22 protein-coding genes are annotated in these 25,623 nt (G+C 36.6%); 4 read left to right on the forward strand and 18 right to left on the reverse strand.

Annotated features, from left to right (window positions below):
* Positions 1 to 208: 208 nt before the first annotated feature.
* The 3 genes from ACWNMY_RS00085 to ACWNMY_RS00095 all read left to right on the forward strand — a co-directional run bounded on the left by ACWNMY_RS00085 (position 209) and on the right by ACWNMY_RS00095 (position 1,922).
* Positions 209 to 772 carry a hypothetical protein gene (locus ACWNMY_RS00085; RefSeq protein ID WP_449536253.1) on the forward strand — a complete coding sequence of 188 codons (564 nt, stop codon included), beginning with the start codon at positions 209 to 211 and terminating at the stop codon, positions 770 to 772.
* A 300-nt stretch (positions 773 to 1,072) separates the two neighbouring features.
* Positions 1,073 to 1,471: a hypothetical protein gene (locus ACWNMY_RS00090; protein ID WP_449536254.1), complete on the forward strand. Its 399-nt coding sequence runs from the start codon at positions 1,073 to 1,075 to the stop codon at positions 1,469 to 1,471.
* A gap of 190 nt (positions 1,472 to 1,661) precedes the next feature.
* A complete protein-coding gene (locus ACWNMY_RS00095; RefSeq protein ID WP_449536255.1) occupies positions 1,662 to 1,922 on the forward strand; it encodes a hypothetical protein in 261 nt (86 codons plus the stop codon).
* Positions 1,923 to 2,038: 116 nt separating this feature from the next.
* Here the strand turns inward: ACWNMY_RS00095 and nadR are convergent, their stop codons facing one another.
* From nadR to ACWNMY_RS00150, 11 genes are all read right to left on the reverse strand, one after another.
* Positions 2,039 to 3,064 (reverse strand): multifunctional transcriptional regulator/nicotinamide-nucleotide adenylyltransferase/ribosylnicotinamide kinase NadR, encoded by a 1,026-nt coding sequence (nadR, locus tag ACWNMY_RS00100; protein ID WP_449536256.1) that lies wholly within the window; start codon positions 3,062 to 3,064, stop codon positions 2,039 to 2,041.
* On the reverse strand, positions 3,061 to 3,759 hold the full coding sequence (gene pnuC, locus ACWNMY_RS00105; RefSeq protein ID WP_449536257.1) for a nicotinamide riboside transporter PnuC: 699 nt from the start codon (positions 3,757 to 3,759) through the stop codon (positions 3,061 to 3,063). Before pnuC ends, nadR begins: the two co-directional genes overlap by 4 nt.
* Positions 3,760 to 3,819: 60 nt before the next feature.
* Complete coding sequence (locus tag ACWNMY_RS00110; protein ID WP_449536258.1) at positions 3,820 to 4,602, reverse strand: NUDIX domain-containing protein; 783 nt, start codon at positions 4,600 to 4,602, stop codon at positions 3,820 to 3,822.
* A gap of 277 nt (positions 4,603 to 4,879) precedes the next feature.
* Complete coding sequence (locus ACWNMY_RS00115; protein WP_449536259.1) at positions 4,880 to 6,472, reverse strand: FAD-dependent oxidoreductase; 1,593 nt, start codon at positions 6,470 to 6,472, stop codon at positions 4,880 to 4,882.
* Positions 6,473 to 6,536: 64 nt separating this feature from the next.
* Complete coding sequence (locus tag ACWNMY_RS00120) at positions 6,537 to 8,534, reverse strand: hypothetical protein (RefSeq protein WP_449536260.1); 1,998 nt, start codon at positions 8,532 to 8,534, stop codon at positions 6,537 to 6,539.
* 75 nt (positions 8,535 to 8,609) lie between these two features.
* Positions 8,610 to 9,428: a carbohydrate ABC transporter permease gene (locus ACWNMY_RS00125; RefSeq protein WP_449536261.1), complete on the reverse strand. Its 819-nt coding sequence runs from the start codon at positions 9,426 to 9,428 to the stop codon at positions 8,610 to 8,612.
* Positions 9,418 to 10,359, reverse strand: coding sequence for a carbohydrate ABC transporter permease (locus ACWNMY_RS00130; protein ID WP_449536262.1), 942 nt, complete (start codon positions 10,357 to 10,359; stop codon positions 9,418 to 9,420). Before ACWNMY_RS00130 ends, ACWNMY_RS00125 begins: the two co-directional genes overlap by 11 nt.
* Positions 10,356 to 11,060, reverse strand: coding sequence for a hypothetical protein (locus ACWNMY_RS00135; protein WP_449536263.1), 705 nt, complete (start codon positions 11,058 to 11,060; stop codon positions 10,356 to 10,358). The genes ACWNMY_RS00130 and ACWNMY_RS00135 overlap by 4 nt, the downstream gene beginning before the upstream one ends.
* Before the next feature lie 63 nt (positions 11,061 to 11,123).
* Entirely contained in the window at positions 11,124 to 12,422 is a 1,299-nt protein-coding gene (locus ACWNMY_RS00140) for an ABC transporter substrate-binding protein (RefSeq protein WP_449536264.1), read from the reverse strand.
* Positions 12,423 to 12,513: 91 nt separating this feature from the next.
* Positions 12,514 to 13,317: a response regulator transcription factor gene (locus tag ACWNMY_RS00145; RefSeq protein WP_449536265.1), complete on the reverse strand. Its 804-nt coding sequence runs from the start codon at positions 13,315 to 13,317 to the stop codon at positions 12,514 to 12,516.
* The gene (locus ACWNMY_RS00150; RefSeq protein ID WP_449536266.1) at positions 13,241 to 14,971 is read right to left on the reverse strand and encodes a sensor histidine kinase; all 1,731 of its coding nucleotides are present in this window, start codon (positions 14,969 to 14,971) and stop codon (positions 13,241 to 13,243) included. Before ACWNMY_RS00150 ends, ACWNMY_RS00145 begins: the two co-directional genes overlap by 77 nt.
* A gap of 374 nt (positions 14,972 to 15,345) precedes the next feature.
* On the opposite strand from ACWNMY_RS00150, the gene ACWNMY_RS00155 reads away from it, so the two are divergent.
* On the forward strand, positions 15,346 to 15,660 hold the full coding sequence (locus tag ACWNMY_RS00155; RefSeq protein ID WP_449536267.1) for a hypothetical protein: 315 nt from the start codon (positions 15,346 to 15,348) through the stop codon (positions 15,658 to 15,660).
* A gap of 356 nt (positions 15,661 to 16,016) precedes the next feature.
* Here the strand turns inward: ACWNMY_RS00155 and rbsK are convergent, their stop codons facing one another.
* The 7 genes from rbsK to ACWNMY_RS00190 form a co-directional block, all read right to left on the reverse strand.
* Positions 16,017 to 16,940, reverse strand: coding sequence for a ribokinase (gene rbsK / locus ACWNMY_RS00160; RefSeq protein WP_449536268.1), 924 nt, complete (start codon positions 16,938 to 16,940; stop codon positions 16,017 to 16,019).
* The gene (locus ACWNMY_RS00165) at positions 16,915 to 18,729 is read right to left on the reverse strand and encodes a sensor histidine kinase (RefSeq protein WP_449536269.1); all 1,815 of its coding nucleotides are present in this window, start codon (positions 18,727 to 18,729) and stop codon (positions 16,915 to 16,917) included. The genes rbsK and ACWNMY_RS00165 overlap by 26 nt, the downstream gene beginning before the upstream one ends.
* Positions 18,726 to 19,811, reverse strand: a complete 1,086-nt coding sequence (locus tag ACWNMY_RS00170; RefSeq protein ID WP_449536270.1) for a response regulator transcription factor — start codon at positions 19,809 to 19,811, stop codon at positions 18,726 to 18,728. The genes ACWNMY_RS00165 and ACWNMY_RS00170 overlap by 4 nt, the downstream gene beginning before the upstream one ends.
* A 150-nt stretch (positions 19,812 to 19,961) precedes the next feature.
* On the reverse strand, positions 19,962 to 22,151 hold the full coding sequence (locus ACWNMY_RS00175) for an ADP-ribosylglycohydrolase family protein (RefSeq protein ID WP_449536271.1): 2,190 nt from the start codon (positions 22,149 to 22,151) through the stop codon (positions 19,962 to 19,964).
* A 28-nt stretch (positions 22,152 to 22,179) separates the two neighbouring features.
* Positions 22,180 to 22,998, reverse strand: coding sequence for a carbohydrate ABC transporter permease (locus ACWNMY_RS00180; RefSeq protein ID WP_449536272.1), 819 nt, complete (start codon positions 22,996 to 22,998; stop codon positions 22,180 to 22,182).
* Positions 22,998 to 23,918: a carbohydrate ABC transporter permease gene (locus ACWNMY_RS00185; protein ID WP_449536273.1), complete on the reverse strand. Its 921-nt coding sequence runs from the start codon at positions 23,916 to 23,918 to the stop codon at positions 22,998 to 23,000. The genes ACWNMY_RS00180 and ACWNMY_RS00185 overlap by 1 nt, the downstream gene beginning before the upstream one ends.
* Positions 23,919 to 23,978: 60 nt before the next feature.
* A complete protein-coding gene (locus ACWNMY_RS00190) occupies positions 23,979 to 25,298 on the reverse strand; it encodes an ABC transporter substrate-binding protein (protein ID WP_449536274.1) in 1,320 nt (439 codons plus the stop codon).
* Positions 25,299 to 25,623 lie beyond the last annotated feature (325 nt).

Here is a 25,623-nt window from a genome sequence, read left to right on the forward strand (position 1 = left end):
CATCGTCAATCGTTTTTGAGTGAAAATCTATTCAGTGATTTTCAATGGCCTGGCAGACCGGAAAAAAGTGTAATTGGAATGATAGTAACTTAAATAGCTATATAGGATGAAGGTATATTTACTAAATTTAAAAATTCAGTCAATTGTTGGGAACTTTATCAGTTATAAATCGTAAGGTAAGATAACAGTTTACTTTTGGAGGTGGAATATGAAAAACATAACTTATGGTTATGAAAATAGGATGATTTATTTGGTAATCGGAATATGTTTCGCTATTTTTGCACCATTATCTCTTTTATTTGTTCCGCAGACAGTTGCTGAAATTGCACACGATAAACCAGGGATATGGCAAGTTTTTGTACCCAAAAGTATCTTTTATCTCTATGGTGTCGGTTATCTCCTTTTATTTTTATCTATGATGCTCCTGTTTTTATTGAACAATAAGAAGGTCTCCATTACATTAAGTATTATTTTTATTATTCTGGGCATTGTCCCATTTTTTGTAGCTGCTCAAGCAAATACTACATTTTCTTATGATTCGATTTCTCACACTCCCCCTCTCAAATTCCAAAGCCACTCCTATACATGGGATGAAATTGAAAAAGTCAATTACTATAAAAATGAAGAAAATGGAGAATTCAATGAGTATGAGATTTTTTTCCGAGATGGATTAGTCATTAAACTACCCGATAATGGATATTTCAATGATATAAAGCTCAACTTTTATTCCAAGCTCGACGAGATGAATGTAGAAGTAACCGAAATTGAATAAAGTTATTCATACTTACATTCTACGAAAACTATAAACACAACGCTGAGGTGCAAATGCCCCAGCGTTCCTTTATGTGATTTTTCCTTTTAAAGTACTATTAATCTGACTTAAATACTCCATAAAACAGAATTACTTAGCGCCTATATTACACCCTTGCTAACGTTGTAGGTACTCCAGCTGAGGACAACTTATTATATTTATAAAGTTTTTCACATAGGTATTTATGCTGAACAATAATTATAGTAAAATCTATAAGACTGCCAACATTTGGTACAGTTACTTTACATAAGGGAGAAGCCTATGTCACAAATAATTAGAAGAAAAATATTAACGGCCATCATAAGTAGTTTACTAGTTGTACTCATTTTTATGATTCCAGGTGAATCTAACCTAAATGGATTTGCTAATTTGTATTATTTAAATTTCATCATTGTCGTTTCATATGGAGTTATCGGATCGATCATTAGTGATTGGGTTAGTAAGAAGATGTTTTCAGCAACAACAGCTCGAGAGATTACTTCCTTTTTATTTCATTGTTTGTTCGGTTCCGTGTTTCTCGTTCTAAGTCTTGTTTCTGCCATTTCCTTTTTTATCGTTGATCGACTACTTTCAAAAGTAAAACTTAAATGGTGGATTGTGAATGTGACAGTATTGCTTGTCGTACTCGTGTTTTTTATCCTTATTAATCTTGGAGAGTAAGTCTTGAAAAATCCCCAAAACTTCCTAGGTAAAAACCAGTTCAACTAGGCTATCATCTATACTTCCTCCCACATGGACACATACACTAGGTTGAAAGCTCATGATAGGCAACAAACATGGATAGGCAATTTTAATATTGTCGGTTGTTTGTTTGATGAGTTTCGAGATTACTCATGAGGAGGAATGTACAATGTACAATGGATATCAGCCTGTTCAAGCATTTAGAAGTGATGAAAGAATTTTTAGAAGACCTTGGGGATTTGGTTTTGGTCGCCCTTGGGGATTCGGTAGACCGTGGGGATATGGGTTTGGCTTCGGCAGACCATGGGGATGGGGCTTTGGCCCATTTTTAGGAGGACTTGCAGGTGGATTATTAGGTAGTGCCTTGTTAGGCCCATATTATGGCTATGGCTATCCTTGGTATGGGTTCGGTTATCCATACTACTGGTAAAGAGAGCATATAAATAGCTCGGTCACATGCTGAGCTATTTCCCATTTTGAATGTGCTTAGTTAAAAAATAGATCCCTAACCCCCAGCACATATACATTACTGAGGGTCAGGATCTTCTAGATTTCAAACCTATCCCGTATCAACTCAATCGCCTTTTCAAGTCGTTCTTGATAGGTCCCCTTTATATGAACGAACTCAATCCCGCTTTGATTCAAGATTTCTTTTAACCGCTGATTGTTTTCTTCACGCACCTGTTGTTCCCCATGTACCCGTAATCCATCATCGACCCATTTCACATCAGGCTCCAAAAAGAGGCAAAGGTCGTATTGTTGGATTTTGGCGACTTCATCTAGTACCCGCTGCGTTTTCTGATTGTACAGCTCCGAATAAAATTGTGTAACAGCAGCTTCCGTGTCGATAAAGACGATTTTATTCGCCCGTTTACTAGCTTCATATTCCTTTACTTTATGACCATATGCGATGAGAGGGTAATCCTCGTCTAGCATAATTCCATCACAGCCTCCTAATTCTTCACAGAACTCCCTGCCATATTCGCTTACATAGGTCGTGTTATAGATGAGTGCTAGATTTCGAGTTAGCGTTGATTTCCCACAGCTTTCTGTACCCAAAATCACAACCTTTTTCACGAAGTATGGTTTAGCCACTTCGGGAATGTACTCCCAGTAATGAAACACACCTTTCGTTCGAATGTCAGTAGCCGAGATCGGTACCTGTTCCCTTTTTTCATCAAGTAAGATGTGGGTTGCCTCAGGATATAGTTCTTGAAAAATCGGGTCGTATTCTACTTCAGAGCTAAACACAACATCAATCTTCTTTCCGATTGCGGCCTTTATTTGTAACGCCCCTTCACTCCAATCATAATCCTCATCTCCGTCATGATCCTCCACTTCGATGACCTTGACGTGCTTCATATCCTTCGTGAGCTGTGAAAGCCAGCGCAACCGGATACGACTTGGAATATAAGGTAATTTGCTTCCCTCACACAACTCCCGGTCCCTTTTTTCACTATGAGACAACACAACATACAATTCATCAACCATTGTGGACGCTTTGATGATGGCAAACACATGTCCTTGATGCAAAGGTAAAAACTTCCCACCGTAAAATCCAACCTTTTTCATGAAACCCTCGCCCCTTTCTGTTGTTTATAAACTTTTGACCAGTTGTAATATCCGTACGCACTATTAATCAAAAACGCCGACCACATGACAAGCATGGATACATCGTTTCCACCTTGTAACAGTAACGCTTTTACCCAAAGTGCAATGGATAGTACATTCACCGCAATCCAAAATAGCCACTGTTCGGTGAATCGCTTAAGCATTAAAATCTGGGCAATCACCGATAATGTTGTCGTTGCCGAATCGATCCAGACTACACTGCCACCTATACTTCCAAGCAGGTATGCGTAGAGTACAAAGATCACTAGGAATGAAGATAACGTCAAGACCCAGCCTTTTTTCGTTAACACACTGACTTGAATCTCTTCCCCTTGTACCGTTTGCTTTGTCTTATGTTTACTCCATAGGTAAAGTCCCACAAACTGTAGTGGAAAATAAAACAAGGCATTTAACATAACCTCGCCATATAAGCCATATCCGTACGCGATGTACGCATATGTTCCGGTTTGAATAATACCAAAATAGTAATTACTAATCTTCCCTTTTGCCACTAACACCACACAAAGCATTCCTGAAATCGAGGTAATTAAACCGAGAATCGTATCATCCCAAACAAAAAACAAATATACATTCACAAGCGTAAACGTCACAAGCCAAAGCTTTTCAAACAATGTCCAGTCTTTTAAGATTTTCATATTCCCTCTCCCCTTATTGATTATTAATTAACAAATTGTTAATTATAATGAAGAAAAAAATTAATACTTAGAATTATAGATGGATACATATGGTTCAAAATCAGTAAATCGATAGAGTTGTGCTTTATTTTTCGACCATCGATTTGTTTTTTGAGGCTCTCCATTCTTCACAACTTTTTCGATAAATGGAAGCGTTGGGGCTTTTCTAAAGAATTGAGAATCCAGTTTTAACCACGGCTCATCCATCACCGTTAACAATACCCCTTGCAGTTCTGATAGAACAAATTCCTTTGGTAAAAAGTTTTTCGCAAGCGTTGTTAACGACATATCCTTCTTAATGAACCATAGCGCATCATCAATAATTTGCTTGTGATCAAAGGCTAGGTCCAGCTTAAACACTTCATCCATCGTGAATAATTCTACCTCGGCTGCATCATCTGCTGCTCTTCTTTTCACTAGCTGATTTTCTGGAACAATCGCATAATGCGCATTTGAAATAATCCAGCCCCGCTCGTCTCGACCAAATTTGTCGTATACACCAAAGTGTTTAACCTTCAATCCATCAATACCCGTTTCTTCTTTTAATTCACGAACAGCAGCATCATAAGCCGTTTCCTCAGGCTTACAAAACCCACCAGGCAACGCCCACTTCCCTCTTTCTATATTAGGCTCACCCTCTTTTGTCTTTTCCGCTCGTTTAATCAACATAATTTTTAACGTTTTCTCTGGCGGCTTATAGGGAGCTACTTCCGTTGAAAGTATCGTAAAAACAGCAATATCACTCGTATAGCCGTCAGGAGTCCGATATTGACCCGCATCATACCGTAACATTTCCTCACTCATCCTTTGCTCACCTCAATTAGCTTTGTTTTTAATTAACGTTTTGTTAATTGTTAATTATAGTATATCAGATACTTCACGAAATGTTACATAAATTTTTGCGTTTTAGCGATAAATCGTATAAAAGTACTACTTATGATGCGTTAGGTTTGTGACGGGGAATTGATTTGTTATGTTGTAACAGGTAACCCGGGTACAACCCATTCAACAATTGGAACCAAAAAAAAGATGACTCCGGTAACATACCGTAATCATCTTTTCTCTGACTAAATAACTTATTTTACTGACCAAACGTTGCCTCCATTCGAGCAATCGGATCATCCTTAATGGATTCATCCCACTTTACGATCTGTCCTACCTTCTCCAATTCTTCTAATAACGTTTTGTAGTCAACATCCTGGACGGAACTATTATTCCGAATGGCGATCATTGCGGCTACGGCAGCAGACTGCCCGATTATCATAAAAATTGGCTCCATTCGGATACTTCCAAACGCGATGTGGGAACTAGAAACAGCAACTGGCACTAATAAATTGGAACACTCTTCTGCCTTCGGACGAATGGAACGGTACGAAATCGGAAAAGGAGAAACGGCTATTTCAACATCCCCCTCATTCACCACACGACCATCTATGACAAATCTTCGACAATTATGCGAGTCCATATGATAGGAAGCGAGACCAATAGAATCCTCCGCAACTCTTTGGTTCAAACAATTTCGGTCAATCATGACATAATCCGAAATCATGCGTCTCGCTTCTCTGATATATAATTGCGGCGGCCAATGTCCTGTTTCTTCAAATTCATCCTTTGGTAAACCAAATTGAGAAACTTCTTCCCTTATAGCAGCTGGAACTCTTTTATCATTGGTTAAAAAATAAAGCAATCCCATATTATATTCCACATGGTCTTGAAAGATTTTTTCTCTTGTTTCGTAATCCCCGTCTGGCCATTCATAATTCTTACCAATATGATCGGTCGAAAAAGCACCGAAATTATTTAAATCCCATTTGTTATTTGGCAAAGGGGTATTTAATTTCATTGCATCCCAATGACCAGCTAGAATATACCGAAGCAGCAATTGATACTTCTCTGGATCATAGTTGTCGGGTTTTGGAAATTCTACCTTGTTTTCTTTATCCTTGGTCAAGCAGATTCGAAAGTTGTACGCTTGGATGGTATTGTCTTCTTTTCCATTGTATCCGAGTTCAGCGAGAGGAATGTCATCAATTCCATATAGTAATCCACTTTCTGGATCACCTTCTATCTTATATGGATCGATCCACGTCTCAAATTTATGGTGTTGTTCTTTGAATTGAATTCCATTATAAATTTCTTGATATTTTGAATTCGCTTCTCTTCCGACTGCATAGGAAACTCCTGCCTTTGCCATTAGATCTCCTTCGTAGGAAGAATCAATAAATACCTTCCCTTTAAACGAATTGCCATTCTCCATGATCATTTCTGTAATGGCACCGTTTTCCGTAATGACACTCTCTAAATGTTGCTCTTTGTATATGTCGAGTTCATATTCAGTTATCCAATTTTGAACGATACTTCTTGCCACTTTCGGCTCGAATTTGAATTCTTTCGGTTTCCCATAGTACGAGCTGACTTCTTTGTAAAACTCCATCGCCAACCCACCTACTGCGTATTCTGAACCTAGGTCAGTTGCCGACAAACCAGAAGTTGTCATTCCTCCTATATGAGATCCAAATTCAGTGATTGCGATAGATAATCCGTATCTTCTTAGTTGAATCGCAGCCATAATCCCACCCATCGTGGCTCCATAGATTATGACATCCTTTTCGATTTTTTTAGGATTATCAAGTTTTTCCGTTTTACGATAGTAGTATAATTGTTTCCCTGTCATCGTCTTCACCCTTTTCTAGAAAAAATCTTTATAAAGAGGCACAAATGCTGAAAAACTACCATTCCTATAAACTGTAAAGATACACCGAACCCATTCTCCCACCGGAACCAATAGCCAAGATGGTATCTGACTCGTTTAAGGCAATACTTGTGAGATAGGGGCTATTGAAGCAGCCATATTGATAGTCATCCGTTGCAACGGTTCCTAACCATCTCAATCCCTTTTCATCGCTATATTCAAAGAGGATAGAGAAATCATCAATGTCTCCAGCAACTCCATATACTTTCTTCCCATCTTTCGTAACGGTCAAATCACGGACAGGGCCATTCGAACAAGCAGGCCCTAGAGCATATACATTTCTTCCATCCCATATTGCTAGCATGCCGTCTTTCGATGCAATAAGATGTCGATTTCCATCAATTGTGATCATTTTATCTATAACCGCCTGATACTGACGACCTGGATAATATGGCAATTCCACTTCCAGATTGGTAGAGGAATCAACTTCTACTGAAACGATTTGCTTTCTTTGTAACACTTCTCCTCGTACATCTATCGTGTAATGATAGAATGATTGTTCGCCAGTATAGACTTCCAAATTCCCGTTATTCCACACCACTTTTTTGACTCCAGAATTAAAAATCTCCTCATTCGAAAAATCATTCCACAATGCAACAGGAATCACTGATTTGGCAGCAAAGGTAGATGGATTGTTTTCCCATATCCTTCTTGTCGTTTGAATGCTTTGGCCATGTTCTTTATAAAGCTGATTCTTAGGATCTACAAAAGGATCTTGTGTAACCGGTCCAAGTTCATGAGCTTTTTCCCTATATACCGATAAATCTACAGCAACCACATCAGGTGCATCATTTCCATGATTTGTTGAAATCACATAAAGAATCTGCTTCTCTTTATCAATAAATAGGCTACAAGTAGAGGTAGTGACACGACTCTCAGTGCCTACAATACCTAAGAATTCGGGATCTTTTCCATTCAGAATATCCCAACGCATTAACGAATTGCCAAGTTTAAAATCTTCTCCATGATTCTGTCTCAAAGCACAAACAACGTAGTAAAGAACGCCTTTTTCATCAAAGTCCATGGCCCCAATATAATCTTGGTTTTCAATACTCTTCATGTAAAAGTCCGGTTTCTTGTAACGACCTATCACTTCAAACTGATTTGTTTTAGGATCATAAGCAGAGATTTCATCATGGAACATCCCTGACATATATAATCTGCCATCTGGTCCGTTTACCCCATACGTCATGTAGGAGCGATTTCGTTGATATTTCTCACTACTATTTGGTAATGTATGTCGGAGGTTTTCTACTTCTTGTGTTTCAACATTAACTCGCATTAACACTCCGTTACGTGACGTAAAATAGATATTTCGATCGCTACCCACAATCAAGCGATAGCTTGCTTTTTCTACAACCTGCCCGTAGTCTGTGACTTGTCTGTCATCTAGATCGATTCGATAGAGATGCCCTTTCAAGAACCCTAATGCATAGTACGCATTCTTCACGGCATCATATGTACCACCATATAGTGTCTCTCGGTGGACTGGAATTCCGTAATTCTCTGCTTTATTCGTCATAGGATCGTAGACTATCAACGAACTTCCGGGATAGCCTTCCCAAGGATGATTATAATAGGCATGAGGCATCCATGCAGGATGGTTAGGTGACTTATCCGTAGTGTGCGTCAGCATAATTAAGCGTCCGTCTTCTAGTTCTGCGAGACTCGTATGAATCTTGCTGTCACGGATAAATCGGTCGTTGGAAAAGATAAGTTCCTTTGTATAAAAGAGTTCTTCTACCTTATTGTTTTGATAATCATATCTTGCAAGTTTCGCATATTCACTCGTCGTAAGCTCTGAACAAAGACTCAGATAGAGTTCACCTTCTGAAGTCAATAAGGCATCCCAACTCGCATTATGGACGGAAGGACTTGGCAGTACACATTGTCTAACTCCGTTCTGATTCATCACTCGATAACTAGTAGGGTCCTCTATGTCTAACAAATACTCTTTGGTAACTCCTGTATCTTGATTCACCATTGTATATCCTCCTTGACTTATATTGGACGCTCTGTCGTGGATTATGAATTTCTCGCTTCTAATGGTGTTACGTTACTACTTAATACTCCCCGCTGTCATACCTTCAATAAATTTTTGCTGTGCGAAGAAGAAGATTAGTAGTAATGGGATTGTAGCAAGCGTGGTCGCACTCATTAAGTGATGCCATGCTGTTCCTGTTTCGTCAGTAAATAAAGACAGTCCCACAGGCAAGGTCATTAGCTCTCGTGAACTTGTAAAGATAAGGGGATATAAAAATTCATCCCAGTTTGTTAAGAAAGTGAAAATTGTCAACGTTGATAGAGCTGGAATCGAAAGTGGCAGCATGACTCTCCAAAAAATTCGAATTCTTGAGCACCCATCCATGATGGCAGCTTCCTCTAGTTCCTTTGGAATGACGATGAAAAATTGTCTCATTAAAAAGATTCCAAAAGCACCTGGAGCACCAAATACAGGAAGTAAAATCAATGGTATATGGGTATTAATTAATTCGAGATCTCGCATAAATAAAAACAAAGGAATAATCGTCACTTCTGGCGGTATCATCATGACACTTAAAAACAAGATAAAAATGACATTTCTACCTGGAAATTTAATTCTTGCAAATGCATAGCCAGCCATTGAAGCAAATACTATGACAAGCAATGTCACAATTACACCAATATAGATACTGTTCCAATATTGCTTCAAGAAGATAGCATTGCTTAGTACGTCAGTATAGTTTTCCCATTTGACTGGATTGGGGAAGAACTGCGTAAAAATCCTTGTTGGTTCCTTTAAAGATGTAGAAATCATCCACAGCAAAGGACCAATCATGAATAATGAAATAATCGAGAGAATGATATATTTGAAGATTAGATTTGTTTTACTCCTCAAAGAAAACCCACCTCTTTCTAACGACCCAAGATAAAATGGTAAATGCTAAAAGAATAAAGAATAGAACAAATGCAATGGCAGAGGAATACCCCATTTCATATTGTTTAAAGGCTGTTTCCCAAATGTAATAAACAATCACTTTTGTGCTATCCACAGGGCCACCACGGGTCATCACATATATTTGTCCGAAAACCTTCATCGCGCCTATTGTCGTAATAATCATTGTTAGAAAGATAGTTGGAGTGATGAGTGGCAGTGTGATACGACTAAACTTCTTAAGTGGTGATGCACCGTCTAGCTCGGCTGCTTCATATAATTCACCCGGCACTTGCTGCATCGCGACTAAGAATAAGATCATGTTTAAACCAACATTTTTAATAACACTAATAAAGATAACAGAAGGTAAAGCCGTACTTGTATCTAAAAGCCAGGATGGCCCTTGTATTCCAAATAAGTCCAAAAACTGGTTAATAAAACCTAATTCTGGCGCAAGTAAATACTTCCAGACAATTGCCCAAACAACCATTGATGTGACGACGGGAACAAAAATAGCAGTACGAAAAAAACCAATACCCACGAACTTATTTTTTAATAATGAGGCTAGTAATAGTGCTAACATGATGTTGAGCGGAACTAACCCTAAACTAAATAAGGCAGTATTTTTAAAGGATGTAATAAAAGTTGGGTCGTTAAATACATTCTTGTAATTTTCTAACCCGATAAATGTGTTCTCCCCCAATAATGGCCAGTCATTTAAGCTCATAAAGAAGGCATATAGTAGTGGTCCAAACATAAATACAAAAAATCCAATAAACATTGGCGATATAAAGAACCAGCCCGCTAGATTATCACGCCATTTAGCATTTAGCCCCTTTCGCCTTGTGTTGAATGGAGGATGGATTTGTTTCTCTCTCGCTTCTACTTTCATCATAAGATCTCACCTTTACACCCCCGCTTATTGGTAAAGTGGGAAATAGATTCGTAAATCGATGTTGGTGTTTGACCAGTTGTGACAACACCTAGCATGACAGCATTAATCCCTATTTCTTTAAGTAGCTTCAAATCCTCTGGAACAAGTCTTTTCTGCGAAGGGACAATTAGAGGAAGTTTCGTGCAATCCCTCATCATTTTATAGGTGACTAAATCTTTGCCATTCAACGCTTGACCATACTCTTCTTTTTTAATAATCGAAAGCTCAATTGCATCGATCGGAAATGAACTAAGAGCTTTAACCATTTCCGTAGTGAAATCATCAGTGATCGCAACCGTCTGTTCCAAGTCGGTTTGGAGCAACGTTGTCGAGGCGATATGAGTTGGATATAACGAGTAGTAGCCAAATCCGAGTTCCCTTAGGTGCTTCGTGTCTGCCTGCACAACTTGTTCTATTTGATCCCCTAACACAATCCCCATTGGTCCAGAGAATTCCTCTCTGATTTCTTGAAAAATATCTACATAGTGTTCAATATCTTGAAACGTATTTCCACTCGCACGATGTGCAACATTTATATGAAATTTCAGAGCATCTGCCCCTCCGCGTATAGCTGCACGCGCTAGATCCAAACGATTTTCGGGAAGACTAACAATAATTGGCATAGTATGCCTATCTAGTAATTCTTTAAGAGAATGTACCATTTTGTACCTCCTTTTAAGACGAAAAGGAACGGAATAATCAACCGCTCCTTTTCTTCAAATTATCTACTGTTGATCTAATATTGGTTGAATATTGCTCTCCATTTGTTTAAGTATTTCTTCTGGTTCCTCCATTTGAGAGTACAACATATCGAATCCTTTCGTAATCTCACTTTCAATCTTGGTCCAATCCTTGTGTAATGGATAGAAGTACCCATTATTCATTGTGTCAATCATTGCGATTTGAATGGACTCCTTCGGTGGATTATTAGGAACGTTAATAAATTCATCTGATTCTAGTACACTTTTTCTAGGAGGTACGAAGAATGTTGACTGAGCTTGAATACCTTCTTGGCTCTCAATATATTTCAACAGTGCTTTTGCTTCCTCTGGATGTTTACTTCCTTGGAATGTAACAATTCCAGCTTGACCTAGTAATGGCTTACTGCCATTCGGTCCTGAAGGCATTGGGGCAATATCCCATTCAAAATCTGTGATAGGTCGTACATTTGCCATGTAGCTATACATACCCGTAAACATTGCAACCTTTCCACCCTCGAAGTTAATATTCTCTCCTGGTGGCACATGTGATTTATCTTCAAATAGCATGCGATCTAGCAATTTAAACGTTTCAATCCCTTGTTCGGAATTCCACATGAATTTCTTCATATCATCAGAGAACATGGAGCCACCATATGAAAAGGTATGTGATGGAATGGCTGAGAAGTTCGCCCAATCCACATAAAACCTTGCACCATAATCACGATCTGCTCCTTCTCCACTTGAAATGGCTTTGGCTGTTTCCTCGAATTTTTCCCATGTCCATTCATCTTTCTTCGCTAATTCTAGTGGAGTCTCAAGACCAGCTTTTTCAAACATTGTTTTGTTGAAGTAGATGATCATTGGTGGAGTAGAAAACGGTAAACCATATAGTTTTCCATCCTTCTTCCATAACTCTAGTGTGGAAGGAATAAAGTCATCCATATTAAAATCTGCATCATTTTCAAAGTCTGAGATGTCAGCTAAAATGTTATTATCCATAAATTGTGGAACCATTTGTTCTGAAACCCAACCCACATCCGGCAATTCGTTTCCAGCTGCCAAGACTGACATCTTTTGTTGATAATCTGGGAAAGGAATGCTCTCGATTTTCACTTTAATGTGCGGATTTTCCTCATAAAAACCTTCTAATAATGTTTCGTACATTGCAGCATGTTGTTCATTTCCCCAAATCGTAAATGTTAATTCAGTCTCTTTTTTGTCACCTTCATCTTTTGGAGTGTTACTACTTTGTTTCCCATCACTACTACATGCTGCTAACAACAAAACTCCTACTGCAACAATAAATAATAGGTATTTCTTCATTCTATCTCCCCCCTCTTACCATTAAAAATATCATGGACAGAAATATTTTAATATTACTGAATATTAAGAATTGGTTTGTAATCTTAAGATGTTAGTTGCTTCGATAACGCTGTGGGGTTGTACCAACGATTTTTTTGAAGACTGTTGCAAAATGTTTGGAATCTGCGTATCCGACTAGTTTTGAAATATCAATCACTTTCATATTTGTTTTTGAAAGCAATTCCTTTGATTTTTCAATACGTCGCTGTGTGATATATTCTGAGAGGCGTATCTTTGTTTCTTGACTGAATAGCTGACTAATATAATTTGGATGAAGGTTAAGAGATTGTGAGATGAATTGTAGTGTTAGTTCAGAATTTAAATGTTTTTCGATAAGATCCTTGATTTGCCGTATATGTACAGATTCACCGTTATGAATCTCCTTTCTACTCTTCTGGTTCGTCTCATTAATACTTAGAAGAATAGTGGCTAGGTCACTTCGAGAGATTGGTTTTAGTAAATAATCTTTAACCCCTAGTTTCAATGCTTCTCTTACATAAATAAAATCATCATACCCGCTTAACACGATGATAGGTGTTAACGGCAGCTTCTCTCTAGCTAAACGAATAAAGTCAATGCCACTCATATTTGGCATCCTAATATCTGTTATGATAATGTCGGGAACTTCTATTGTTAGTATTTCAAGGGCTTCGAATCCATTGGACGCTTCCCATATGACCTTGTAACCTGTGATCACATCCTCTAACAACTTCTTAATTCCATTTCTAATTGTCTTTTCATCATCAACCACTAGAACAGTATTTATTTCCCTCACTCCCTTATCTATCAATCTCAATATATACGGTAGTACCCTTGCCAAATATCGATGTAATCTCCAATCGACTAGTACTCCCATACATTAACTGCAACCTACTGTTAATGTTTACAAGAGCAATACTATTCGAACTTTGTGTCTGCCCTTCTACATTATCCAGATTTGCGGATTTCTCATGTAATGCCTTCTTGATTGTGAGTAGTCTTTCACTCCTAATACCGACCCCGTTATCATTAACAGATATAATCAGTGAATGTTGATAGCTTTTTATCGTAATAGAGATAGTAAGTACCTTGACATGGTCTCCATAGCCATGATGTATGGCATTTTCAAGTAAAGGTTGAATGATGTATTTCGGAACGGGATAATCTAAAATCGTTTCATCAACATCCCAATAAACCTCAAGCGTGTCCTCTAATCGACTTTTCATGATATTAATATAGGTTTTTGTAAACATAAGCTCTTCCTGTAAAGGAATTTGCTGCTCCTCATTTCGCAATCGAAAACGAAGTAATTTCCCTAATTCTACAATCATATCTGAGATTTCATACTGATCATGCTGGATTGCCTTCATATTAATAGATTCTAAGGTATTGAATAGAAAGTGTGGATCCATCTGTGATTGTAGTGCTTTAAACTCCGCCTCCGCATTTCGTTGATTCGTTTCATATACTTTTTCAACAAGAAACTCAATTTCTGAGAGCATTCCGTCATAAGCCACACCTAATTCAGAGATTTCGTCTAGGGGATCCATCGCCGACTGGTTTTTAGACTGAAATAATAGGATCTTATTTTTTAAAATATCAAATGGTTTCAATAAATAATTTGCCATATAGTATGAAATAGGTAGTGAAATAAGGATACAAATACCTAAGAGTAGTAATAAGAAACGATCAAATTCTCTCACTTCCTTATAGAGATAGTCCTCAGAAATTAAGTTAACGACTTTCATCCCTGTTTTTTGAGACGTATTCGTTAGACAAATAGAACGGCCACCACTTTTATCATCCTGAACCCAGCTATAATTGGTTTGACAGTTCACTAAATCGGTTGCATTCAGATTTCCAATCAGGGGTTCATTATCCGCCGTTAGAATCTGCCAATTTTCGTTCGTAAATTGTGCAGTAATATCCTTTAAGTAAGAGGGAGAAAAATCTATTCGAATGACACCCAACTCTTCATGGTCATTTGGGTCCCTCAACAATCGTATAAAACTTACAAACTCTCGATTCTCATTTTTATAGTAAGTGGGACTTTTATCGAAGTACGTAATCCATCCCCCTTTTTCATCCTTTACTTTTTGAAACCAATCCTGCTCTTCTAGTGGAATAGAATCCTTTAATAAGTATTCACCTAAATTACTAAAAACCTGGCCATTCTCCGTGAAAACATGAATGCCATACACTTGGTCCTTCTTGAACGTAATGCTAGATAAAAACAAGGAAAACGTCTTGATATGTCCTGCCTTTTTATAAAGAGTCGTTGAATCACTATCGTATTCTCTTAAAATCTGTAAAAGTTCACTATTATATAATATAGACAGTGTTGACCTTGACGCATCCTCCATCATTAAATCTAGGTTATACCCTAGCTGTATCATCGAATTCTCTGTCTTCTTCACAACTTCTTCATTACTTGATGACTTGAAGGTTCGATGAACAGCTATCCCCACAGTAGCAAGGAGTATTAGGACGAGACAGGTAAACGTGATAAATATTTTATTTCTTAGCTTCATATTGGTCTCCTTGTCATTGTCGTTGTAGGATTCTAGTCTTACATCTTTTCTATCATTCTCCTCCTAAATCGCCTCTATGTATACAGAATATTCAATAATTATATAATACTACTATTTTATTATGGTTGTTGTTAGATGCAAGTCACTTAAACGTCTTTTATTTCTATTTGATCCACTCAAAAGAATCCAACAAGAAATATAATCCAATTTTTTCATCTTGATCAATCAAAGGAACAATTAGGCCATACGTACCGTTTGTTTTAGATAATGTGCTTAGTATGAAATAGATTTTAATAAAAATTTTTTCTGACGGGTAGACTTGGAGACTAATTGTTCCAGGAGGAAAAGTTGGTTTTCTATGAATATACCGGTGTTTGAAACGATTTGTTTCTGTTAATGCTATCCAACAGACGGAGGTGAAGAGATGGGCAAATATCCTGAGGGAACATTTGGAGGAACGGGAAAAGTTCCACGCGTTAAAACCGGTCCAACATACGGACAAGAAAGAAGCAGAAATAGTGACGGAACATGGCGAGCAAAACGCTCTGATGCTGGTTCTACGAGAAAAAATAGGAGAGATTCAAAATGAGAAGATTGATAACTGTTTTGTTGTTACTTATTCATTATTGGGGCAATTGAAGTATATGAAACCACTGACTAAGTTCAAAATTTCAAATACAACAACATAAGCCAGTGGACTAGTTTTTTTAGGAAGATATAGCCCCTAGTATAGTAGTTCACTAGGGGCTTGGTACTGTATCACCAATCTGCGGTTTGATAAGTTATTCCCTATACGCATAATAACCAATTTCCTTAATTCATTGTCTAAAATTAGGGAGCTTTGTATTTATCACAAGTATTTTTATTAACAATTAAAATTTTTAAATAGAATGTAGCCATATCGAATTTTTTATGAGTTTAACTAGTTTGTGAATCATGAATGGTCCTGCATTTTTCATTTCGGAATCCTTTTGAGGTGACCTATAAATAAAAATAATATAAACTAGTTCTATTCATATTAACTTAGAAACACCCGTCCTGTTCTCTATTTATGTATCTTTAAAAACTCTAAAACTTCATTTTTGGTAGGTATAGATTTTAGGGCACCTTCTTTTGAAACAGTTATTGCCGAAGCTGCAGTTGCAAATTTGAGGCTATCTTCATAAGAATTTCCTCCATATATAGCCACTAAGTATGCACCTATAAATGTGTCGCCAGCTGCTGTAGTGTCAACAGTTTGTACTGTATATCCTGGAGTGAAGATGGTTAATCCATTGCTATTTTTAAAAAAAGATCCTAGTTTACCAAGAGTAATTATTACTTCATTTACTCCCTTTTCTATTAGAGAGTTTGCTGCTAGCTCTGCTGTTTGTTGATTGTAAACGTGTATTTTTGTAATAATTTCCGTTTCGGTTTCATTCACAAAAACACCTCTTAATTTAGGCAATACCTCCTCTGGAACATGTATAGCCGGTGCAGGGTTTAAATAGACTGGTACACCTAATTTCTCTGCTTCCTCAATAACATAGGTAGTCGTTTCCCACGGGATTTCATTCTGTAGTAGGATTAGACCCGCCTGTGGTGAAATCTCAGGCAGGAAGTTTTTTATGTCTTCCTTATGTAATAATCCATTAGCGCCTTCCTCAAGAATGATACTATTTTCTCCATTATCATCCACTGTTATGAAGGCGAGTCCTGAACTATAGGGTTTTATAACAATAAAATCACTCGATATCCCTTCCGCTTTCAAGGTATCAAGTAATTTGGAGCGAAAAGAATCATTACCTAAAGCACAGACCATAGTTACGTTTCCACCAGTTCTAGATGCTGATACGGCTTGATTGGCCCCTTTCCCACCTGGATTAAACTCCGTTTTTATTCCTTTAATTGTTTCTCCTGGCAAAGGATGCCGATTAACTCTGTTGACAATATCCATATTTATACTACCAATTACTACAATTTGACTCATTTTTGAGCACCTCTCCTCGATAATAAGGTAGAATTATTGATACTTTCGTTCCTTTTTCAGGTTCGCTATAAATCTTTAAACCATATTCACCACCAAATGTTAATTTTATTCTTTGATGAACATTAGCCAAGCCTATTCCCGTACTCTTACTATTATTCTTTTCTTTTATCATTGTTCCTATGGATGAATCCAACATAGAATTAACTTCTTGTAGTCGTCCTTTATACATACCAATACCATTGTCTCTAACTTCAATCACCACGACTCCATTTAGTTGAAAACAGATAACTTCAATTGTTTTTGATGAATTCGTAGTATCAAATGCATGTTTAATCGCATTCTCGACTATTGGCTGTATAAGAAACCGAGGAACCAGTGTATGTTCAATAGATGTCGGTAACCGATAAATAAATACAATTTCTCCTTCATAACGAAAATCAATAATCTCCCCAAATAACTTTAAATAATCGAATTCCTCTTTTAAGGTTACGAATTTTGTATCATCTTTTAAGCTATAACGTAATAATTGACTTAAGGAATCAACTACTAACTGAATTTCTCGTATTCCTTTTCTGTTTGCAAACCAACTGATGGAGTTAAGAGTATTGTATAAGAAATGTGGGGTTATTTTTTCTTGAAGAGCTTCAATTTCAGCTTGTTTATGTAGTAAAAGGGCTTTTGATTCCCTTAACTCACTTTGATATACTTGTCCGATTAATTCTTCAATCTTCATTACCATCTCATTGAAATGAGCACCTAATATACCGATTTCATCCTTTCTGCTAAAATGAACTCTAGTTTGAAAATATCCATTTTGGACATCATTTATTGATTCTTGTAATTTTTTAATCGGTCTTACAAATAGCTTTTTAATAGAAAGAGCCAATAAAAATATAAAACAAAAGATGATTACAATAAAAACAAAAAATCCAATACGAAATGGTTTAAATTGTTCGACAACTTCATCATACGGAACAACACCAAATACCTTCCATCCTGATTGTGGTACTTCCTTTATAAAATACAGCATTTGATTCCCATTTTGATCTTTGTATAGTTTATATTTCTCCGTTTGATGGATCCAAAAGTAGTTGGATACTGTACCTATTTCTTTTTCGGGATGAAAAAGAAGTTCATTATGTTGATTAATAAGAATGATAAAACCCGACTTTAATAGTTTTGCATTTCCTAATTCTTGATAATAATAATCTAGATTTAGATCTAGCATAGCGATTCCAATGTACTTACCTGTATGTAAGTCAATAATCTTCTTTCCAAACGAAATTAGTTTTTCTCCATCTACGGTATACACTTTACTCGTTGCAAAGAATTGATTATCAAGTTTTACCATTAGCTCATCAAATGCAAAATGCTCTTCAAATCCTGGCAAAAAGTGGCCTTCACTATCTAGTCTTTTACCATCAAAATTATATACAGAGATTTCTTTTATCTCCGGATGACCTACCATGAGAAGATTTGTATATTCTGTAAAGAATCTGGCTTCTTGGTAAGACTTCCAATCATTCTTTGTTTCTTCTTTCAATGAACTCTGAATATCTGGATGAATGGTGACTTTAGTTAATACACTATTCATATCTTCATAGACTCCACTTAAAAACTCACCCAATTGATTGACATTGTTGTAATTTGACTCTGCGATCATATTATAAAGAACACGACTAAACGTATGATAGCCATATAGACTTACAATCAAAACCGGAATGATAGTAAGTAAAGTCAAAACAAGCAATAGTTTCTTATACAATGACCAGTCCGAAAGTTTTCTCATTTATTTTCCACACTTTTTGTTCGAAAGTATAAGGGCGATACTCCGGTGTGCTTTTTAAAAATTCGAGTAAAATATTCAGTACTATTAAACCCTACTTTTTCAGATACTTCTAACACTTTCATTTCAGAGTCACCAAGTAGCTTTTTCGCCTTTTCAATACGAACTTTGTTCAAATAATCGATAAAATTAATTCCGACTTCTTTTTTAAAAACTCTACTTAAATAGGAAGGTGTCACACCGACAATATTGGCTACTTCATTTAATGTAATACTTTGCTTGTAGTGATTGTTAATAACTTCTTTACAATGAAATAATATATCTGGACAAGATTGTTGCCTACTATCCCTTACTATATTTGAACATTGAACGACGAATTCCTCTACAGAAGTTCTTATAGCTTGAGTGGTCATTTTGGGATTTAATTCTTCAAATAACTTTATTCCTTCTTTACGAAAAAAAGTTTGTATTAGTTCATTAGAAGATAGTCTTTTTCTTAATGATTTTAAACTATCAATCACGAATGATAGTAATCTGAAAGGATCATCCTCCACACGACTCAGGAAAGCGAGATATAGTTTTGTAAATGCTTCTCTAGATGCATTCTTGTTTCCAATCTCAATCGCATCAAATAGTGTAGATTCGAGACGAACTAGCGTCATATCCCATTTTTCTTGATTAACCATTAGTTGGTTATGAGTAGATAATGAGAAATACATAGAGGTTACTTTAGACAAGGTTTCAGATAAATTTTCTTGTTGAATTGGTTTTAATAGAAATTCCTGGACCCCCAACTGAATAGCCTTTCTCGCATACTCAAAGTCATCATAACCACTTACAATGATAATTTTACATTCTGGATGGAGCAGTTTTACTTGTTTTACTAAGTCAAGGCCATCCATTTGCGGCATTCGTATATCTGTCAATAGAATATGAATGTTAGTTTGTCTCGCTAACTCAATTGCTTCTAACCCGTTAGCGGCACTTCCTACTAAACAATACGGTTCACCTAGTGATTGAATAAATTGTGTGATACCTCTTCGAACATTACCTTCATCCTCAGCAAGCAAAAGATTAATCTTCATTTAAGATATCCTCCTCCATATGATTGAAAGCACTTATTAAACTTCATTATGTTTTCAACCAGTGTAAAAAAGCAAGAAGAACATTAAATATTTAGATTATTATAAAATCCAATAAGGGAATTCCCCTCATAAGGAAATTCCCTATTCATCTTACAACCCTTTTACTTTAAATCCTTTGTAGTGCGTATGACTGCCATTCACATTTGAAAATCCAATTTGTCCATTTAGATAAGGGTTTTCTGTATCAATATACTCTAGTGCTAATTGACCATCCACATAAATTTTATAGTTATTTCCATGGGCTTCTACTTTAAGACTATACTCGCTTCCAATTTCCCAAACATAGTCAACAGATGAAAGCTTACTATAACCATTATTATTTTTATATAGTGCTAATTTGTGGTTTGGTGAAAAGCCTACTGCATATGAGCGAATACCTCCTTGAACACGATAGTTCAAGTAATGATCATAGCCAAGCATAGGAATTACAGTCGCTTCAAATTCATAGTTCTCCCAATTGAGATCGCCAGTATATGCCTCTGCTTGTTCACCATAGTAGCTTCCACTTAGGTAACCATCTTCTAGTGTCCATATTCCTCGAAGGTACGTAAACTGACTTACTTCAACGTGTAAACCGTTCCATTTTTCTAATCTTTCATTCTCAAAGTCAATTTCATAGTTTGGTTTTCCTGAGAATCTAAAGTCATCAACGTAAGCGATTAAGGATGGTAATGAACCTAATCTCCTCTCCTCTTGAACAGGGATAAATTCAACGCCCGCTTCTGAGATACATACTCCCTTTAAAGAAGGAATATCAAAAATTAAATGTTCCCAACTTCCTACTGCTAGCTGAACTTTATCACCATAAACTCTTTGATTCGTATTACGATCCTTCACATATAATCTAGCTTTCATATCATTCACTTGTCCTACAGGTAGCTTTACATGACATTCAATGGTTTGACCTGGGTAAAGCGTTGGCGAAAAGCTAGGGTCATATCTACTATCATTAAAATCTTCAGGAGTATAATAAGTTTTCACAAATGCACGATAGCCATACCCTCCATTACAATAATCAAACATTACTTTTAATGAACGATCACCAGAATGCGCTTCTTTGTTTGTGTTTTCAACCACACCAGTTATTTGTTCTGGTGCATCACTTTCTACTCGAAAGGCATGAGTAGATGTTGGATATTCAAAATGGAATAACCGATTCTTTTCTTCAATTAGTTCAGACCACTTTTCTGGTGCTTCAACCCCAGATATTTTATAACCAAACTTTGAGATGTAAGAGGCTCCCCAAGGTATATCCAAAATATTTAATGTACCAATAACGCTTGAACAGCACAGAAAATCGTTAATTGGTGTAATCCAATTTTGATCTATTCCTTCAATACCATTTATCACTCCTAAAATACATCCAACATTCCCAACATTACAGTCTGTGTCCCAACCACACATATTACAAATGTTAATCGTTTTTGAGAAATCTCCTTGCCCATAAAGCATGGATAAAACCATTACTGCAGAGTTAGGAATGATATGACAATTTCCTGGGTACTTGTCATATCCATATGTTTCATATACATATTGGAAGCAGTCACGCCAATTATTAGGGTATTCATGATAAAATTGGATTAAATCTCTCGTTACTTCAGCATATTCGCAATCCGATGGGATGACAGACAATCCTGCTTCAATAATTTTTTCGATATCTTTTTCAACAAATGCTGCGGCTATACATGCGGCAATAAACATACCTCCATATTTTCCATTGCCATCGTGAGAAACAGATGCTATTTTTTCAGCATACTCAGCAGCTAATTCTGGATTCCCTGGACAAATCAATCCCCACACATCAATGAAGATTTGACCACCAATTTGCTCTGCAACTGCATGACCATTTTGTTCTATAGAACCAGAACGTGGAGCCATAATACCATTTTTCATATTTAAATATGCAGTGTGTTCAGTTGATTTTCCATATCCACCCCACCAGTAAAAACCATGGCCATCGGGAGCATAATTTAACCATGTTAACCCCATTTGTTCGGGTGTAATCTCTCTGGTATGAGTATAATCCTCTAATGATCGTAAAAAGAATAATGGTCCATTTGTATCGTCATCGGCGGCAAAATTTTTGAATTCGTGAAGATACCCAGTTATTTCACCAAAAGCCTTATTAATTCTCTCATAGGACCATTGTTCAATATTCCCACCATGTCTAACACCTATAATTTTGCCGAGCCAACCTGCATAGACTCTTTCGACATAGTCGTTTGCAAGTATATCTAGTGATTGTTGGTTAAATACTTTTTTGTTTTCAGTAACTGACATATATACTCCTCCTAAATTAGTAATTTATTTATCCTTTTACACTACCTTCTGCAATACCTTCAATAAAGCGGCGTTGTAGGACAACAAAAATGATAGTAATTGGCAATATTGTAATTAACCCAGCAGCTGATAGCATTGTCCAATCTGAAGTAAACCTGCCCGTAAAAGCTAAATACTTTGTAGCTACTGTCTTTAATTCATCAGATTGTATAAACGCATTGGCAAAGAAAAATTCATTCCATGTCCATAATCCGACAAGTAGAACAACCGTTAAAAATGCAGGACTTGCTAATGGAAGCATAATCCGGTAAATCACTTGAAATTCATTACATCCATCAATTCGAGCACTATCCAGTAACTCATTAGGAATCGCTACAAAGAAGGATCGTAATAAGAAAATGTTAAATGGTAGAAAAATAGCTGAGTATATTAGAATGAGTCCGAACAAACTATCCATTAGATCTAACTGTTTCCAAATGAAAAATAATGGAACAAGGAATAATCCTACAGGAACAGATAGAATGAATAAAAGAATTCCCACAATTAAATTAGATCCCTTAAATTGGAGTTTTGATAATGCATAGGCAGCAAAACCAGCACTTAAAGAGATTATTAAGATACAAGCTACCCCTACAATAAGACTATTAATGAATGCTTCACCATAACCACCCCTCTCCCAAGCATCCACGATATTTTGGAACTCTAATCTAGAAGGGATTCCGAATGGATTTACTTGAAATTCCTCTTTTGGTTTTAATGCATTACTAAATAATAGAAATAGTGGTGCAGCAGTTAAAGCTGCTATTAAAATTAGAGGGATATGCCTCCAGTCTAAGTATTTTTTCATTACACATCCCACCCTTTTTTCTTCAAATATCCAAATCCAACAATAACTAGAATACTAAAGAGTCCCATGGTTAAAGCAACTGCACTCGCATATCCCGGTTGTTGTCCGTAGATTGCTAGGTCATACATATAAGTTGCAATTAATTCAGAAGCATTACCTGGGCCACCTTGTGTCATTACAAACACATAATCAAAGGCAGCAAATGACCAAATAATAAGCAACATATAGACTAAAACCAGTGTAGGTCGTAATTGCGGTAAGATTACATGAAAGAATATTTGAAATTTATTAGCACCTTCAACAAGTGCAGCCTCTTCCAAACTTTTATCAACTTGCTGTAAAGCTACTAAAAATAAAACGACTAGAAAACCATAGAAATGCCAACCATCAGCTAACGCAACGGAGAAAAGGGCATACTTGCCGTCTTCAAGCCACGGTAATGCTAACCAATCAAGTCCCCACTTTTCAAAAATTACATTCAATCCAACATACGGGTTATACATCCATAACCATATTTTCGCCGTTACCACTGTGGCAACGATATATGGAATAAATACAATCATTCGATAAAACATTTTTCCGAATTTCACTTTACTAATTAAGACCGCTACACTTAACGAGAGTATAACTGGAACAGTTAGAAAGAATCCCATCCATTTCACATTGTTAAGCAGGGCAGCATAGAAAACATTATCGGAAAATAGACGAATAAAGTTCTCAACTCCTATAAATTCAGGAGTAGCAATTCCATTCCAATCTGTGAATGCCAACCATACTGTTCCAACAAGTGGTCCTCCTACTACAAGAAGTAAGAGTACTAAAGTAGGTGATAATAAAATCCACGGTAAGAACGTTTGCTTCCATTTTCTTTTGTACTTTTTTGGTAGGGTCTTTGTCGATGTGGCGGCTGTAACTTCCATTATTTCTCACACTCCTTTGAACAAAAGGGGATCGAAGAATATATCCCCTTTTTTATTCACTTACTCATTAAAATTAAAGAGTAGTCCTTCTTCTTCATCTTTCTCGGCTTGTTTCTGGGCATTTTCTAAATACTCATCAACAGATAACTGATCGAGAAACACACTATCAATGTTATCCCATAAATAATACTGAACATTTGGACCCCAATAAGTCCAAGAGGCAAATCCAGCATTTCCCTTTTCAAGTGCGGCATCAAGTTCCTTATGAACATTTGTAACAATTGGATCTACGCCTTCTACAGCCTCAATGCCTTTGTTAGGGTAGAAGTAACCTTGCTTGAACATAATTGTTCCAACTTCATCACTGAATAACCAGTCTATAAATTCTGCAGCTTCGTCTGGGTGTTTTGTATCTGCATTAATTCCTACATTTTCACCAAGTGCTAATGGTAATGTTGGCTGTACTCCCTCTCTCCAACCAGGCATTACGAAGAAATCAACTTCGAAATCGACCGGATCGGTTGTAAAGTTCGCATTTGCCCAAGTTCCTTCCATTTTCATCGCTGCTTTTTGATTTCTGAATAATACCCACGCATCATCACCAGAGATTGCATGTGATTTTTTCTCATTGATATAGCCTTTTTGCCAAATATCTTTCCAAATCGTAGTAGCTTCTTTTACTAAATCACTAGTCCATGGAACTTCATTATTTAAAACTTTCTTAAATTCGTCTGGACCTAGATAAGAGTTATAAACAACTGATAGCCACCATTCGTTAGCAGGTCTGAAGTCAGTCGTACCAAACGCAAATGGTATTAAACCTTCGTTTGCAACATCTTCATTTAATTTTAAGAATTCATCTAAATTTGTTGGCTCTTTCCAACCATGTTCTTCAAATAAGTCCTTGTTATACCACACAACTAAAGATTCATATTGCCCTGGCAGTCCATACAGCTTGTCATCAACAAACCCTGTGTCATACGCCCAATCAAAGTAGCGATCGCCCCAGCCATATTCTGCTGCATAATCATCGAGCGGTAATAAATAGTCTGATTTAGCAAATTGAACGACTTGTGTTGGCCCATCAACAAGTACGATATCTGGCCCAGCACCTGCGGCTAATTGCTGTCTAACTAATGTAACAGGATCTTCATTTTGCACCCATTTAATCTTGATATTTGGATGTTCCTTTTCGAATGCTCCGATTACTTCCTCCTCAATGACTTTCTTTTGAACATCATTTTCTGGCGTATGACTCATATAAACAAGCTCGACTACATCACTATCACCTGAACCATTACTAGAGTCACTACTACAAGCAAATAAAATAATAGAAAAGAACAACATAAGAACCACAACTACTAAACCTGACTTCTTCATACTTTTCCTCCTTATGGTTTATGAAAACGCTTACTACCACTATCTAAATTATCAATCTTTTCTGACAAAATGTACACCATACAAATCTGCACAATTTCATGTACAAATATGACATAGCTAGAATCTAGTTTGTTTTTCTTAGAAATCTCGTTAAATATTATTTATCTATACACTATAGAGAATAGTTTTTATCTTTTAATTTTCTGATTGTGTTATATCAGGATTCGTTATTAGATAAAAAAAATACTTACACTTTGAATTCATCTCATCATACACAACACAGTTTCATAGTATTTGTTCTTTTAAGGAATCTTCAATTACTATA

This window comes from Ferdinandcohnia sp. Marseille-Q9671, assembly GCF_976954385.1.